The sequence below is a fragment of the Achromobacter sp. GQ309 genome (genome assembly GCF_059759315.1).
The window spans coordinates 245,737-261,237 of record NZ_JCAXDP010000006.1; the positions used below are offsets into that span (position 1 = coordinate 245,737).

Consider the following 15,501-nt stretch of genomic DNA (forward strand, 5'->3'; position numbering starts at 1 on the left):
ACCCAGGAGACATCATGCTGACCCAGACCAAGACCGAACGCAGCTTTCCCAAGATCACCGAACGCGGGCTGGACGAGCTGCGCGAGCGCATCGGCGTGAAGATCGGCGCCACCGCCGAACCGTGGTGCTACGAAGCCACGCGCGACAACATCCGCCATTACGCCCACGGCATCGGCGACGACAACCCGCTGTGGTCGGACCCGGAGTACGCAGCCAAGACCCAGCACGGCGGCATCATCGCGCTGCCCAGCTTCCTGTTTGCCACCAGCCGCATCGTGTCCGGCTACGTGGGCGGGCTGCCCGGCGTACACGCCATGTGGTCGGGCGCGGACTGGACCTGGCACAAGACGGTCAAGCGTAACGACATCATTTCCACCGAAGCGCACCTGAAGAACCTGATCGAACACCAGACCCGCTTTGCGGGCCGCGCCGTGCAGCAGATCTATCACGTGGACTTCTTCAACCAGGACGGCGACAAGGTCGCCGAGGCCGACAGCTGGTGCTTCCGCACCGAACGCGACCATGCGCGTGAACAGGGCAGCAAGTATGCGGAGGTCCGTGCACGCGAGCCGCGCCGCTACAGCCCCGAGGAAATCAAGGAAGCCTACAAGCTCTACGCACAGGAAGAAGTGCGCGGCGCCACGCCGCGCTACTGGGAAGACGTGAAGGAAGGCGAGGAACTGCCCGTGATGTTCAAGGGCCCGATGACGGTCACCGGCTTCATCGCCTTCGCGCAGGGCTGGGGCGGCCTGTACATCCGGGCCAACAAGCTGGCGTGGCAGCTCATCGACGCGCATCCGGGCGTGGGCATCACCAACCGCTTCGGCATTCCCGATGTGCCCGAGCGCGTCCACTGGGAAGAAGACTTCGCGCTGGAAGTCGGCGCGCCCGGCGCCTACGACTACGGTCCCGAGCGCAATTCGTGGCTGACCCATCACCTTACCAACTGGATGGGCGACGCCGGGTTCCTGCGCAAGTCCACGTGCAAGATCCGCCGCCACAACCCCGAGGGCGACATGCTGTTCTTCAAGGGCAAGGTGGTGCGCAAGTACGTGGAAGACGGCCGTCACCTCGTCGAGATCGAACAGGAAGCGCGCAACCAGGACGACGAGCTTTCCGTCCTGGGTACCGGTGTGGTCGAATTGCCTACCCGCGCCTGACCGGCGGCAACCCCCAAGACGAGGTGGGCGATGTCTGATTCATCGGAACATGCTGCACCCTGCCCCAAGGCCCGTCCACGGGGCGCGCTGGACGGCCTGCGCGTCATCGACCTGTCGCGCGTCCTGGCCGGCCCGCTGTGCACGCAGATGCTGGCGGACCAGGGCGCGGATGTCATCAAGGTCGAGCCGCCCGGCGGCGACGAGACGCGCACGCTGGGCCCGCCGGTCAACGCCGACGGCGACGCCGCCTACTTCACCGCCGTCAACCGCGGCAAGCGCGCCATCGGGCTGGACCTGTCCAAGCCCGCCGGCCGCGACGTGCTGCTGGCGTTGCTGGCCGACGCCGACGTCCTGATCGAGAACTTCATCCCCGGCACGATGGCCAAGTGGGGCCTGGACTACGAGGCGGACCTGAAGCCCCGCTTTCCCCAGCTCATCCACTGCGCCATCACGGGCTTCGGCGAAGACGGGCCGCTGGGCGGCCTGCCCGGCTACGACGCGGTGCTGCAGGCCATGTGCGGCTTGATGAGCATCAACGGCGAGCCCGCCGGCGGACCGACCCGCGTCGGCGTGCCCATCGTTGACCACCTGACCGGCTACACCGCGCAGTCCGGCATCCTGCTGGCGCTTTACCACCGGGCGCGCACGGGTCTTGGCCAGCGGGTCGAAGTCACCCTGTTCGACACCGCGCTCAGCCTGCTGGTGCCGCATGCCGCCAACTGGATGCACACCGACCAGACGCCGGGCCTCCTGGGCAGCGCGCATCCCAACATCGCCCCGTATGACCGCTACGCGTGCCGCGATGGCGAGATCTTCCTGGGCGTCGTCAACGACCGCCAGTTCCGCCGCTTCTGCGACTACGCGGGCCTGCCATCGTTGCCGGACGATCCGCGCTTTGCCACCAACCGGGCGCGGCTGTCGCACCGCGACGCGTTGCGGGACGCCATCGAAAGCGCCCTGGCGACGCGTGCGCGCGATGCGCTGTGCGCGGAACTGATGAAGCTTGGCGTACCGGCTGGGCCGGTCAACAGCGTGCCCGAAGCCTTTGCGCAGGCGCACACCGCGCATCGCGGCATGCGCGTCGATCGCGATGGCTATCACGGCATCGGTCCCGCAGTCCGGCTGTCGCAAGCGCCCGCGCGCGTGGACCGGCTGCCGCCCGCCTATGCACAGCACACCGTCGAAGTCCTCCGGGAGGCCGGCTTCGGCGATTCACAGATCGCGGCGTTGCAGGAACAGGGCATCCTGCCGCGATGGCCGCCTCCCAAGCCCTAGCCGCAATCCGATGCAGCCATATATAAAAACGAGGAGACCACCATGAAGACCTTACGCCTGATCGCCGCGCTAGCGGCGCCGCTGCTGTTCGCGCAGCCCGCCGCGGCCGCCGACAGCTACCCCTCCAAACCCGTCAAGATCATCGTCCCCTACCAGGCCGGCCAGGGCACCGACGTCGCCGCCCGCTATCTGGCCGAATACCTGGCCCGCGACCTGGGCCAACCCTTCATCGTGGAGAACCGCCCCGGCGCGGGCGGCAACATCGGCGCGTCCGAAGCCGCGCGCGCCGCGCCCGACGGCTACACGCTGCTGATGGGCACCAACGGCACGCACGTGCTGAACCAGTACATGTACGCGTCCACCAATTTCGACCCGGAGAAGGACTTCGCGCCCGTCATGCTGGTCAGTTCGTTTCCCATGGTGCTGCTGACGACGCCGTCCTCGCCCTACGCCAGTCTGGCCGACCTGCGCAACAGCGCCAAGGCCAAGCCCGACAGCGTCAACGTCGGCATGCCCAGCACCACCGCGCGCCTCGTGTACGAACTGCTCAAGCAGCAAGGCGTCAACAGCGTTCGCGGCATTCCCTACAAGGGCTCGGCCACCGCCACGACGGACCTCTTGGGCGGCCAGGTGCAGGTCGGCATCGACACCGTCAGCGCCGCGCGCTCGTTCATTGCCAGCGGCAAGCTGCGCCCGCTGGCGGTGACGTCGTTGAAGGAGTCGGCCCTGCTGCCCGGCGTGCCGTCGGTGGCGGGACAGGGGCTGGATGGGTTCCAGGTGATCGCGTGGAACGGCTTGTATGCGCCGAAGGGCACGCCGCCGGCGGCGATCAAGCGATTGAACGAGGACCTGGCCAAGATCCTGGCGCGGCCGGAAGTGAAGCAGAAGCTGCTGGATCTGGGGCATGAACCGGGCGGCGGCACGCCCGAGGAGCTCGCCGCGTTTGCACGCAGCGAACGGCAGAAGTGGCAACCGCTGATCGTGCAGGCGGGGTTGAAGGCGGAGTGACTTCGGCGTAACCGTCAGCGTTGAGCGGCAACGCGGCGCAGGTCGTTCCACTGCGCCGCGGTTGCGACCGGCAACCGCATGAGCCAAAGCCGCCTTACGATCGGCCTGCAGCAAGCCTCCACCCGCCAACCGCCACCGCTGCCATCGCCAGCGCGCACAACACGGCGGCCATCACAAACGTCGCGTGCAACCCGGCCGCCAGTTGAGCGGGCGCGGCATCAGCCAGCGCCGTCGCCCCGGCGCCCACGGCAAACACCGCGCCCATCGCCGACGCCCCTGTAATCAACCCCAAGTTGCGAGACAGGTTCAACATGCCGGACACGGCGCCGCGATCGTTGCCGCCCGCCGGGGCCATGACCGCGGTGTTGTTGGCTGCCTGAAACAGCGCATACCCGGCCGTCAGCACGCCCAGCGCGACAACATATCCTGTCGCTCCGAACGCATCCGACGCAACGGGCAGCATCGCCGATGCGCCCGTCATTGCGATCAATGCGGCAAGCGTCATCGGCCGGGCGCCAAAGCGGTCCACGCAGCGCCCCGCCGGTACACCTGCCAGAGCAGCGACGAGCGGACCGCAAGACATTGCCACCCCGACGCGCATCGCATCCAATCCCAACGCCCCGGCCAGAAAGAACGGCCCAACCACCAAGGTGGCCATCATCACCGTCGCGACCAGCGCGTTGGCCGCGAAGCCGCCCGCCAGCACGGGATTGGCCATCATCGCCGGCCGCACCAGCGGGTTTGCCGTCCGCGACTGCACCCACGCAAACAGACCCGCGCCGCCCGCCGCCGCCGCAAGCAGAACACCGTTGATCTTGCCGAAGCTGCCGCGTCCGAGCGTCATGGACAGCGCGTAGACCGCCAGCGTCAGCGACAGCAGCACACTACCCAGCCAATCGAAACGAATCGTCTGCGCCGCGGCGCGTTGCGAATCGCGGGGCAGATGCCGCCACGCCAGCCAGAACGCCAGCAGACCGAGCGGCAGATTGACGAGAAAGATCGCCCGCCATCCCGGACCCGCGATCAGCGCGCCGCCCAGCGTCGGCCCGAGTGCGGTGCCGGCCGCCGACATCGTGCCCAACAGACCCATGGCGCTGCCCGCCCTTCCCTTCTGCGTTGCCTCGCCGGCAAAGGCCATGGCCAGCGTCATCAGCACGGCCGCGCCCAGGCCCTGCGCGGCGCGCGCGGCCACCAGGGTCCACAGTCCGGGCGCGGCTGCGCACGTCACGGAAGCGACCGTAAACCAGGCGATCCCGGCCAGCATCAGGCGCCGGCGACCGATCAGGTCGCCCAGCCGTCCGGCGCTGACCACGGCGGTCGTGATGGCCAGCAGGTAGGCCAGCACCACCCATTGCACCGACTGAAACGACGCGCCGAATGCGTGGGTGAACGCGGGCAGGCCCACGTTGGCGATGCTGGTGCCCAGGGACGCCAGCAGCATCGACAGGGACAGGCAGGCCAACAGCGGGAGACGGGAGGGGGATGACGATACGGGCGAAGCGGCGAGCGACATGATGGCGACGAGCAAAGGGGAAATGGAATCCCAGCGTATGCCTCTCCCAGGCCTGGCGGAAGACGCAGCATTTGCAGCAAATACCTGCATATGACGCCATGCCAGATCCCGGCGCGTTTTTCGCCGGCGTGCTACGTTTGCCGCATGTCCGCGCCCGACCTCAACCTTCTCATCACCCTGGATGCGCTGCTCTCCGAGGGCAGCGTGGCCGGCGCCGCCCGGCGTCTGCGCCTGAGTCCTTCCGCCATGAGCCGCGCGTTGGCGCGGCTGCGCGACACCACGGGCGATCCGCTACTGGTGCGCGCCGGACGAGGTCTGGTTCCAACGCCCCGGGCGCTGGCGCTGCGCGAGCAGGTCGGCGGGCTGGTCAGGGATGCGCAAGCCGTGCTGCGTCCCTCGCAAGACCTTGATCTCGCATCGCTCGTTCGCACCTTCACGCTGCGCGTCACTGATGGCTTCGTGGAGAACTTTGGCGCGCGTCTGCTCGCGCTGATTGACGACGAAGCGCCGGGGGTGCGGTTGCGTTTCATGCAGAAACTGGACAAGAACAGCGCGCCGCTGCGCGAAGGCGCCGTGGACCTGGAAACCGGGGTGGTGGGCGAGTCGGCCAGTCCTGAACTGCGCACGCGCGCGCTGTTTCAGGATCGGTACATCGGCGTCATGCGCGCCGCCCATCCGCTGGCGCGCGGCAACGTCACGCTGACGCGTTATTTGGCAGCGCGCCACATTCTGATATCGCGCCGCGGACGGGAATCAGGCCCCATGGATGAAACCCTGGCGCAGGCCGGCCGCGCGCGCCAGGTCGCCACGATTGCGGGCAGCTATTCAACGGCGCTGGCGCTGGCCCGCGAAACCGACATGATCGCCACGGTGCCCGATCGGCACACCGCCGTGATGCGCGAGGGCATGCGCAGCTTTGCGCTGCCGTTCGCAATGGCGCCTTTTACGGTGTCGATGCTGTGGCATCCGCGAATGGACGGCGATGCCGCCCATCGCTGGCTGCGCGGCATCGTGCTTCAGGTTTGCGGGATGGGCGCTCTCCGATAGGTCCGCTCAGAAAGGAGCGCGCCGGCGGCGCGTACAAATTCCGCCGGCGGGCGTTATTGCTTGGGCGCGCTGGCCACCAGTGCGTCGAACTGCTTGTCCAGTTCCGCCAGCGAATCGCGGATATGCGCGCGGCGCGCCTTGATCCACTTGTCCTGCGCGGCCAGCTGTTCGCGCGCGGCCTGGATCATGCGGTCCATTTCCTTGGGCTGCGGACCGCCGATGGTGGCGCGGTTCTTCACGATGGCCACAGGGTCCAGCGTCGAGCGGAACTCGGCTTCGCTCATCGGCAGGTCGGTGCCGTACTTCGAGTCCTTCATTGCGTCGGCATAGATGCGGCGCGCCTGTTCATACGGAAAATCCAGCGGCTTGATGTTGTTCGCCTTGGCGTACGACACGACCTCGGACGCAAAGTGATGGCCCGCACGGAACGGCAGCTTGTACTTGTGCATCAGCACGTCCGCCAGCTCCTGCGAGGCCGTCCAGTCGCTGTTCAGCTCTTCCAGCGCACGGTCGGGGCTGATGACCATGGCCTTGAGCACGCGATCCCAGCGCTTGAGCGCCGAAATGCCGCTATCGACCATCGCGGAATTCTGCTTCACGTCCTTGGGATCGCTCATGCCCGGCGTGATGTTGTGCGTCTGCAGGACCGGCCCCATCGCCAAGGTCACTGCGGTGGATGCGTCGCTGCGCGTGTCGTTGAGCAGGCCCGGATTGCGCTTTTGCGGCATGGCGCTGGACACGTACGTGTTGCCGCCCCCTTCTTCCAGCAGGATCCACGGGCGCGACTGGGCGTATTGGGTCATGACGTCCTCGACGAAATTACCCGTGCGCAGCGCAATGCTGGTGACGATGGAGGCGACCTCGACGGGCTGGTCCATGGACGAGATCTGCGAGGCGTCGTAGGCGTTGTCGACCAGCGCCTCGAAGCCCAGGTATTGGGCCATGCGCTTGCGGTCCAGCGGCCAGCTCGTGCCGTTCAGCACGGTCGTTCCCATGGGCGAGCGGTCGATGCGGACATAGGCTTCGCGGATGCGCTGTGCGTCGCGCGCCAGACCCGCAGCCTGACCGAGCAGATAGTGTCCATAACTGTTGGGCTGCGCGGCCACGCCGTTGGTGTAGTTGGGCACGATGGTGCCCGCGTGCTTGGCCGCCAGCTCCACCAGCGTGGTGGACGTGGCGTTCAACTGATCCGCCAGATCCAGCAGCTTGTCGCGCAGGATGGCGCTGCGATAGGTGGCGTGCATGTCCTGGCTGGAACGGCCGGCGTGCAGCAAGGTGATGTCTTCGCCGGCGGCCTTGATCAGCAGCGGTTCAAAGGTGATGACGGTGGCCGGCCGTTTGGCGCCGGGCTGGTTGCCGTCGTGGATGACTTTTGCGACACCAGCCGCCAGGCGTGGCGCCATGGACTTGTCGAGCAGGCCTTCGTCGGCGTTGATCACCGTGGTGGCCTTGTTGATTTCTCCCAACCAGAAGAAGGGGTCGCGCGGCGGAGATTGCTGCGCGGTGGCCGCATTGCCCGCCAGCGTTAGCACCAGGGCGGCGCCCAGGGTGGGAAGAAACTGTCTCATGGCGTTCTCGTTATAGGGGTGACCGGACAGTGTATCGGAGCGCGTTTTCGCCGGACACCCGGTATTGCACGGAGGCGCGGGAGCCTGACAACGGGCTGAGCGAAGATAGGCCGCCGACGCAAAAAAAGCCGGCCTCCGAAGAGGCCGGCCTTTCGCATCCGCCAAGGCGGAATGCCTTAGAAGCGCCAGCTCACGTTGACCGTGCCGGTGTTCTGACGGTTGCCGTCGCCGAACTGACCCGAGTACGCCAGGCCCAGCGTGGCGTTCTTGCTCATCGCCAGGTCCACGCCCACTTCCATCACAGCCGCGTCACGCGCCAGCGGGTTGCCCGCCACGGTGAACGGCTGGCTGCCGTCGAACGACATCGTGGCTTCCGGATTGACGTCGCCGTAGGCATGGCGCCAGCCAAGCATGCCGCGCAGACGGCCCGCGGTGTCCTTCACGTCAAACGTGGTTTGCGCGCGCAGGCCCAGCGTGGTGGTGCCCACGTTGTTGGTGCTGCTGCGACCGCTCAGCGCGGCGTCACCGCCCGACTCCGAGAAGCCGCGGGTGCGCAGGTCGCTGAAGTCGGCGCCGAAGAACGGTTCCAGCGTGACACGGTCGTTCAGCGGGATCGCGTAGCCGACGTCGGTGAAGACCTGGCCGGTGCTGGCGCTGTAGTCAGCCTTAAGTTCCTGGTACTGGCCTGCCGCGTTGATGTTGCGCTTGCTGTCGATGTCATGCCACGTGTAGGCCAGGCCAGCGGTGAAGTTGATCTTGCCCGAGCCGGCTTCGAACGACTTGCCGCCGTACAGGATCGCGCTGTAGCTGTTCACGTCGGACTTGGCCGAACGGTCGTCCACGGTGATGCGGCTGTCGGTGTAACCGAACGCGCCGCCCAGGCGCCAACCGTTGCCCACGCCGTGGTCGCCGCCGACGAAGATGCCGACATCACGTTCACGGGACTTGGCGACGTTGCCGTTGCCGTCCATCGAGCGCCAGTTGCCGAAGGCCTGCGCCCACAGCGGCTGCGCGTTCGAACGTGGCAGCATGGAGGCGTCGCCGCGGCCGACTTGCGCCGTGGGCGGGCCGGGGATGAAGCCGGCGTTCATATTGGCGCGCAGTTGTGCCGTGGGCAGGCTGGCGACGTTGTTGCTTACGTTCTGCATCGCGGTCACGCTGCTGCCGAACGATTCGCCCGACAGATCGGCGAACACGCCGGCCGGCGCGCCGTTGGGCAGGTTCAGGACGCGGGTGTACAGCGAGCTGGTCTTGGGCAGGGTTTGCACCGCGTTCGCCGCCGAACGCTGGTTGCCGGTCACCGCCAAATCGGCGAACTCGATCGGACGGGTACCGCTGTCCGTGTTGCCGCCGCCGTTGTCGACGGGCTTGCCCGGGCTGGGCTTGGTGTCCGGCTCGGTCGGCTTGGGATCCGGGTTGGTCGGCTTCGGGTCCGGGTCCACGGGCACCTGCTTCATGTCCAGCTTCAGCACCACGTCGTTGCCTTCCTGGTTCAACGTCGGTTGCAGATAAGCCAGATCGCTGGACACGCCGCCAAACTTGCCGTTCACGCTGTTGGCCGACAGGATCGTGTAGGCGGTCGACGCAGCGTACGTGCCGCCCGAACCGATATGCACGACGTTACCGGCCAGGTTGGCCGTGCCCGTGACGTTCACGCGGTCGCTCTTGCCATCGTCGGTTGCATCGACGCGGTAGGTCGAGCCGGGCATGAAGGTCAGGTCGCCGTTCACCGTCACGGTGCCGATTTCGGAATTGGTCGGGATGATGCCGATCGACCCAATCGGCGCCAGCGTCATGGCCGACATCATCACGTGGCCCGTTTTCGCGGCGGTGCCCGGCGACAGCGTTGCGCCCGACGCCAGCGTCGTGTTGCCCACATCGCCGGAACCGGCCAGGGTGCCGTTCACGTTCAGCAGGCCATTGACCTTCGTGCCGGACAGCGTGAGCGTCTTGCCCGCTGCGACGTTCACGGCGCCGACGGTGATGTTGCCTTGGGGCGCATAGTTGGTGTTGATGTTCACCGTGCTGGTGCCGCCGCCGCTGGCAAACAGGAAGCTGTGCTGGTTGTCGTCGCCGGTGATGGCGCCATAGATGTTGCCGCCGTCGATATTCAACGTGGAGGCGCCAAGGCGCACGTCGCCGATGATGGTGCCGGTGTTCGTGATCACCATCGGCTGGCCGGCGCCCTCGACGTCGACCGCGACACTGTTGGAGGCGAACACGTAGGAGTTGGCGAGGATCGAGCCGCTGTTGACGATGCCGCCCGTCACTTCGGCGCCGCCGCTCACCATGATGCCGCCGTTGATGGTCTGCGAGTTTTCGATGCGTCCGTCGACGGTGCTGCCATTGCGCACTTCCACCGCCAGATTGCTGCTCGGGAAGATCGGGGAGGGAGAGCTCGCGTAGATGACGCCGGCATTGACGATGTTGCCCTTCACCTGCGAATTGTCGCCGATCAGGATGCCGCCGTTCAGGGTGCCTTTGTTGTCGATGTTGCCGGCGACAGTGCTGCCATTCCTGAGTTCCAGGGCCAAATTGTTCACCGGCATGGACGAGGAGGTGATGTTGTTCGCGTTGACGGTGCCGATGTTGACGATGTCGCTATTCACGGCAGAGGCGTCCCTGACCAGAATGCCGCCGTTGATCGTGCCGTTGTTTTCGATGCCGCCGGTGACCACGCTGTTGTTCGAGATATCAATCGCCAGACCGCTCGTCGGGAAAACGACGGAATTGCTGTCGGAATGGATGATTCCGTTGTTGATGATCTTGCCGCCGACGGTGCTGAAGCTGGTGATCGTCACGCTGGAACTCGACGGCTGAGCCATGGGCGAGACGCCTGCAAAACCGAAGATGATGTATCGGCCGTAGAGATCGCCGTTGTTGACGATGTCGCCGCTCACTTTGCCTTGGGCGAGACCCACGCCGTAAGCCGTGCTGTTGGCTTCGTTGCGGATGTTTCCGTTCAGCGTCGACGCTTCCACCGAGAAGGAGCCGTCGTAGTACCCGCCCTGCAGGCGCGCGCTGTTGATGAGGTCGCCATTCCGCACCGCACCGCTCTGCAGGCGAATGTAGGGATAGTTGGAGGACGCCGTGTTTTCGATGTTGCCAAACACGAGGGGATCCGCGTATCCATCCTGCAGATACTCCGGGCTGATCTGCGCCAGCGCGTACGGGGTGGCAATAGGCGAAAGGCTCAAGCTAAGCAATACAGCAATACGAGTAAGCGGGAAGCGGCGAGACATTTTGTAGTGACCATGTAAATTTCGTGTCTGAAATGTACCGATCATTGCAAAACGGAATCTGAGCAAATCTGAGCGATTTGTAAGATCCGAGAATCCGCCACCTCAAATCGCGTAAATTAGGCAGAGAATCGCGCGCTTTTCCCGATTTTGAATACAGCCACCCAAGGCGTCGCCTGAAACAAATAGATGCGTTCACGCAACAATCGCGCGCCGCGGCGTCCCGATTAATGCGCCGACCACGCGTTCAGGCTGCTGCCGCGTGGGGCAAATCTAGGCAGAAAGACACCGGTTCGTCACCGCCGGCCGACGCCAGCGCGACGGATCCGCCAAGCCGCTCCGCAATCGAACTCACCAGATACAAGCCCAACCCCGCCCCGGGATGCCGCATGGCGTTGTGGCCGCGGTAGTACTTCTGGAACAGCCGTTCCTGCTCGGCAGGCGGAATGCGGCTGCCAGGATTGGAGACGGCGATGCGCAGCATGTCCCCCTCTTCGCTTACCAAGACGCTCACCCTTCCACCTGCCTCGCAATGCCGGTCAGCATTGGCCAGCAGGTTGCGCAGGGCAATCCGCAGCATGCCCGCGTCGCAATCGAGCGCGCGTATGGGCGTCTCGTAGGTGCTTTGCACCCGCCCCGGCGGATACTCGCTCGCCAGGTCCTGCAGCAGCGCCGGCAGATCGCACCGGGTCGTGCGCAGTTCGGCGCTGGGTTCGCGCATGCGGTCATCGGTCAGGTATTCGTCCACCAGCGCCAGCAGGCGCGTGGCCGCATTGCGGATGTTGGCGCACCGCGCCAGGCTTTTCTCCAGCGGCGCAGTCAGATTGCGGCCAAGCTGCTGCGCCGACGTCGTGATGATCGCCAGCGGGGTGCGGAATTCGTGCGACACCATCGCCACGAATTCGCGCTGCTCCGTGAACATCTGCCGTTCCTTTTCCAGCGACGTGCGCAGCTCGCCCTCCAGCGCGACCCGACGTTCGATCTCGCCTTGCATTTCGGCCGTGCGCAGCGCGACTTCGCGTTCCAGCCAGTGACTGTGCTGGCGTGCCAGATCGGCCGCCAGGTTGGCCTGCTGCAGTTCGCGGACGCGGCGGCGGCGTTCGTAGCGGCCGACGATGAACAGACTCAGCAGCAGCATGTGCAGCATCGTGCCCAGCGTGGAGACGTATTCGGTGAAGGCGTTGACCGGAAACACCCCGAGGTTGCGCAGGAAAGCGATCAGCACGCCCAGGTAGAACACCCCGAACGCCAACGCGAAAAAGCGGGCCGGCCGCCAGCCGCGCTTGAGCAGATAAGCCGCCAGCGTCGTGAATCCCACAATTACCAGCAGCGCCAGCGCCTGAATCGGCTGCATGCCGGCGCCGTAGTGCCCCGTCACGATCAGCGCGGCGCAGATCGCGGCGATGCCCCAGAACAGCCAGTCCAGCCAGCGCACGGCGCGCGGATACAAAGCTTCCAGGTTCAACTGGCGGAACGCAACGCGCAGCGCCACCGGCAGGCTGACGGCGATGCCAACGCCCAGCAGCCGATCGCTCCAGGCCACCGGCAGGCCGGTCAACTGCTGCACCAGCCCCAGCGACAGGACCTCGTTGAAGACGCAATTGCCGATGTAGGCCAGGAACAGTCCGCTCATCGGCGCACGCGTGACCAGCCAGAACGCCGCGTGCGCGCAGATCAGCAGCAGATAAAAGCCGAAATACAGCCCGAACAGCAGGCCCTCGCGGCGCGACTGGTTGTCGAACGCCAGCCGCTGCCAGACTTCCAGCCGCGTCGCCATGGCGTTCTTGCTTTGCAACCGCACCAGGATGACGTATTCGCCTGGCTTGGACGGATTGAACTGGATCACGGGGCTGCGATAGTCCACCGGCCATTTGCGCCGCGCCAGGTCCTCGCCGCTGCGTCCCAGCATCGTCCAGCCGCCGCCATGGCCCACGTAGATGCGCGCGTCGTCCAGCAGTGCGTTGGTCAGCCGCAGCATCCAGCCGCCGTGCATGACCTTATCGACCTGCACGGGCAGGCGCAGCCAGATCGTCGCGGGCGTGAAGCCGGCGCTAAGGCTGCCCGGCAGCGGCGTCCAGCCGTTCGCGCTGGCGGCATTTCCCACGTCGAGCTCGCCATCGGGATCGATCAGGCGCTCAAGATGCCCGGCCGCGTCCTGGACGCTATGGAAGCCATCCAGGCGCAGCGGCTCGGCGCGCGCCGGTGCGGCCGCGGCCAGCAGGCCCGCGAACAGGCAGGCCAGCAGCGTCAGCCACAGCGTGGCCCTGGAGTAACATTCCCGTTTCATCAATCGCAATCTACGCAGCATTTCCGTGCAACCCGGCAGATTACACCAGCCCCTCACGCTGCATTCCTCAGGCGCTTCATGCCTGAAGTGATCCTGCTCGAAGATGAACCCGTGCTGCGTCAGGAGCTCGGCGAATTCCTCGAAGAGCTGGGATACGCCCCCTCGTGCGCGTCCAGCCTGCAGGAATTCGACCAGCGTTTCGACCCCGCCCGCCATCATCTGGCCGTCATCGACATCGGTCTCCCGGATGGCTGCGGCCTGGACCTGATTCAGCGTCTGCGCCAGGAAGGCCAGCAAGTGGGCATCGTGGTGTTCAGCGCGCGACAGACCGGTCCTGACCGGATTTCGGGCCTGGGCATGGGCGCCGACCATTATCTGGGCAAAGGCTGCGACCTGGACGAACTGGCTGCAACGCTGGCCGCGCTGGTGCGCCGGCTGGGGCTGCCTCAGCCGGGCCGGGATCAGCCGCCTTTGAGCTGGCTGCTTGAAATCGGCCCCCGCCGCCTGCACATTCCTGGCGCGGCGGCCATGCCGCTGTCGCAGCAGGACCTGACCGTGCTGCATTGCCTGATGAGCCAGCCCGGCGAAAACATCAGCCGCCGGCAGATCGTCGAAGCCCTCGGCGCCGATTACCTGGACTACGACCAACGCCGGCTCGATACGCAGATGCGCCGGCTGCGCCGCCGCGTCGAAGCCCTGAGCGGCCAGACGCTGCCCGTCAAGACACTGCGCAGCAGCGGCTACTGCTTCTATCAGGCTGCAAAGGTCAAGGACTGATCGCGGCCGCGCCGCGCATCAGGCTTCGGCCGCCCGGCAGAACGTGATCTGGAAACGACCCGGCAGTTCAAACGCCACGTGATGCCGCACGCCGGGTTCGATCACCACCTGCTGGCCCGCGGTCAGCACGGCTTCGGTATGCGGGGCATCGTCCAGCACAAAACGCAGCACGCCCGCGTGCACCTTCAACAGTCCCCACGTGCCGGCCTTGGTGGAATGCGCGGCCTTCAGCGCGTCCGGCAGGTTGTCCGGCGTGAACACGGGACTGTCCTTATAGGGCTGCACGCCGGGCGGCAAGCGGTCGGGCAGGCTGACGATGTCCGCCCGCGCCTGCCAGACGGCCCACAGCTTGGCCGCGATGCGATCGGCCATTGCGTCCGCCGTCGTCTGCAGCTGCGCGTGTCCCAGCGCCGCCGTCGTGGCGTGAAAGAGCGCCAGCCAACGTTCAAAGAGCGGCCACGACAGATCTGGAATGCGCGCATGCGCCGGGATCGGCGCTCCCTTGAAGCGGCGCGTGCCCAGCACCAGCGACGACCAGAAATCGCAGAGCAGCGACAGATGATGGTCCCAGTCCTTCACGCGCGCATTGAAGATCGGACCCAGCACCTCGTCTTCGCGCACCTTGTCGTAGAAGGTGTGGACCAGCCTGCGGATGTCGTCTTCGGTGGGGGCTGGCGTCTGGCTAGCGGGTTCGGATTGCGGCGTGAAAGGCATGAAAGGCGGGAAGCGCTTGGACGTGAGAACGCCTGCCATTCTCCGCACGCCGCGCGTCCGGTCACATGACGAAGGTCATTGGCGCGCGCGCCTTTTCACGTCACGCGAACGCATAAAAAGCGCGCCCGATCCCGGCGCACGCGTGCGTTTGAGCGTGTCAGAACGGCCGTTTGGCCGTCATCGACAGGCTGGCCAGATGGGCCGGATCAGTCACCACCCACTGGCTACGCTTACCGCTGATATAGCCCTGCGCCTGCCAGTCGTTCAGCAGCCGGCTCAGCGTTTCAGCGCGTATGCCCAAATGCGCCGCAAGCTGGCGCTGGTTCAGCGGCAGCGTCAGCGTGGCGCCCTGCCGTTCCTGCAGCCCCATCAGGTAGTTCGCCAGCCGTTCCGCAGCGGAACTGGACGTCATCCAGTCGACCTTGTTCACCTGGTCATAAACCGCCTGGCTCATACCGGCCAGCAGCTTGAGCGCCAGATCGGGCCAGCGCCGGCACGCGTCGTGCAGCTTCGTGCGGGCCAGCCGCCAGCACTGTACATCCGTCCGTGCGCGCGCCTGCATCGGATAGCGGCCGTGCGGCATGAACATCGCGGCCTCGGCCATCAGCTGCCCTGGCTCGAAAACCCGGAACACGCGCTCGTCGCCGTTGTAGCTGTAGCGCATGACCTCGGCTTGCCCGGTTTCAACCAGCAGGTAGTGGCGCGCCTCGTCGCCTTCGCCGAACAGGATCTGCCCGGCCGGCGCCCGCAGCACACTCGCATCGAGCAGAAGATCGTCGGCCACGCCCGCCGGTAATCCGGCCAGCAGCGGATGCTGTGCAAGCAGGCGGACGGCCGCCGCGCGCGGCTCGAGCACATTGATATTTGTCATTCTGGGTCTTTCGGCTTGAGTGTGAGAATAAAACGATAATAG

General features: G+C 66.1%; 11 protein-coding genes. 5 read left to right on the forward strand and 6 right to left on the reverse strand.

All coding sequences use genetic code 11. The annotated features are described in order from the left end of the window. The first annotated feature begins 14 nt into the window (after window positions 1-14). The 3 genes from AC6CIE_RS20345 to AC6CIE_RS20355 are packed head-to-tail and all read left to right on the forward strand — an operon-like array spanning window position 15 to window position 3,443. On the forward strand, window positions 15-1,160 hold the full coding sequence (locus AC6CIE_RS20345) for an FAS1-like dehydratase domain-containing protein (protein WP_175122412.1): 1,146 nt from the start codon (window positions 15-17) through the stop codon (window positions 1,158-1,160). 30 nt (window positions 1,161-1,190) lie between these two features. Continuing rightward, window positions 1,191-2,435 carry a CaiB/BaiF CoA transferase family protein gene (locus AC6CIE_RS20350; protein ID WP_498093621.1) on the forward strand — a complete coding sequence of 415 codons (1,245 nt, stop codon included), beginning with the start codon at window positions 1,191-1,193 and terminating at the stop codon, window positions 2,433-2,435. Between the two features lie 42 nt (window positions 2,436-2,477). Beyond that, window positions 2,478-3,443, forward strand: a complete 966-nt coding sequence (locus AC6CIE_RS20355) for a Bug family tripartite tricarboxylate transporter substrate binding protein (RefSeq protein WP_498093623.1) — start codon at window positions 2,478-2,480, stop codon at window positions 3,441-3,443. A gap of 94 nt (window positions 3,444-3,537) precedes the next feature. Here AC6CIE_RS20355 and AC6CIE_RS20360 read toward each other — a convergent pair whose 3' ends face one another. Then, window positions 3,538-4,956 carry an MFS transporter gene (locus AC6CIE_RS20360; RefSeq protein WP_498093625.1) on the reverse strand — a complete coding sequence of 473 codons (1,419 nt, stop codon included), beginning with the start codon at window positions 4,954-4,956 and terminating at the stop codon, window positions 3,538-3,540. Window positions 4,957-5,100: 144 nt separating this feature from the next. Between AC6CIE_RS20360 and AC6CIE_RS20365 the strand changes: the two genes are divergently transcribed. Next, the gene (locus AC6CIE_RS20365) at window positions 5,101-6,003 is read left to right on the forward strand and encodes a LysR family transcriptional regulator (RefSeq protein ID WP_498093627.1); all 903 of its coding nucleotides are present in this window, start codon (window positions 5,101-5,103) and stop codon (window positions 6,001-6,003) included. 53 nt (window positions 6,004-6,056) lie between these two features. On the opposite strand, the gene AC6CIE_RS20370 is transcribed toward AC6CIE_RS20365, so the two are convergent. From AC6CIE_RS20370 to AC6CIE_RS20380, 3 genes are all read right to left on the reverse strand, one after another. Then, on the reverse strand, window positions 6,057-7,571 hold the full coding sequence (locus AC6CIE_RS20370; RefSeq protein ID WP_175137873.1) for an argininosuccinate lyase: 1,515 nt from the start codon (window positions 7,569-7,571) through the stop codon (window positions 6,057-6,059). 176 nt (window positions 7,572-7,747) lie between these two features. Then, entirely contained in the window at window positions 7,748-10,768 is a 3,021-nt protein-coding gene (locus AC6CIE_RS20375) for an autotransporter family protein (protein ID WP_498093629.1), read from the reverse strand. Between the two features lie 289 nt (window positions 10,769-11,057). Beyond that, entirely contained in the window at window positions 11,058-13,097 is a 2,040-nt protein-coding gene (locus AC6CIE_RS20380) for a sensor histidine kinase (protein ID WP_498093631.1), read from the reverse strand. Between the two features lie 78 nt (window positions 13,098-13,175). Here AC6CIE_RS20380 and AC6CIE_RS20385 point away from each other — a divergent pair, with 78 nt between their 5' ends. Continuing rightward, a complete protein-coding gene (locus tag AC6CIE_RS20385; protein WP_498093633.1) occupies window positions 13,176-13,874 on the forward strand; it encodes a response regulator transcription factor in 699 nt (232 codons plus the stop codon). 18 nt (window positions 13,875-13,892) lie between these two features. Here AC6CIE_RS20385 and AC6CIE_RS20390 read toward each other — a convergent pair whose 3' ends face one another. Beyond that, the gene (locus AC6CIE_RS20390) at window positions 13,893-14,627 is read right to left on the reverse strand and encodes a TehB-like domain-containing protein (protein ID WP_498093635.1); all 735 of its coding nucleotides are present in this window, start codon (window positions 14,625-14,627) and stop codon (window positions 13,893-13,895) included. A 118-nt stretch (window positions 14,628-14,745) separates the two neighbouring features. After that, a complete protein-coding gene (locus AC6CIE_RS20395; protein WP_286939542.1) occupies window positions 14,746-15,459 on the reverse strand; it encodes a Crp/Fnr family transcriptional regulator in 714 nt (237 codons plus the stop codon). Window positions 15,460-15,501 lie beyond the last annotated feature (42 nt).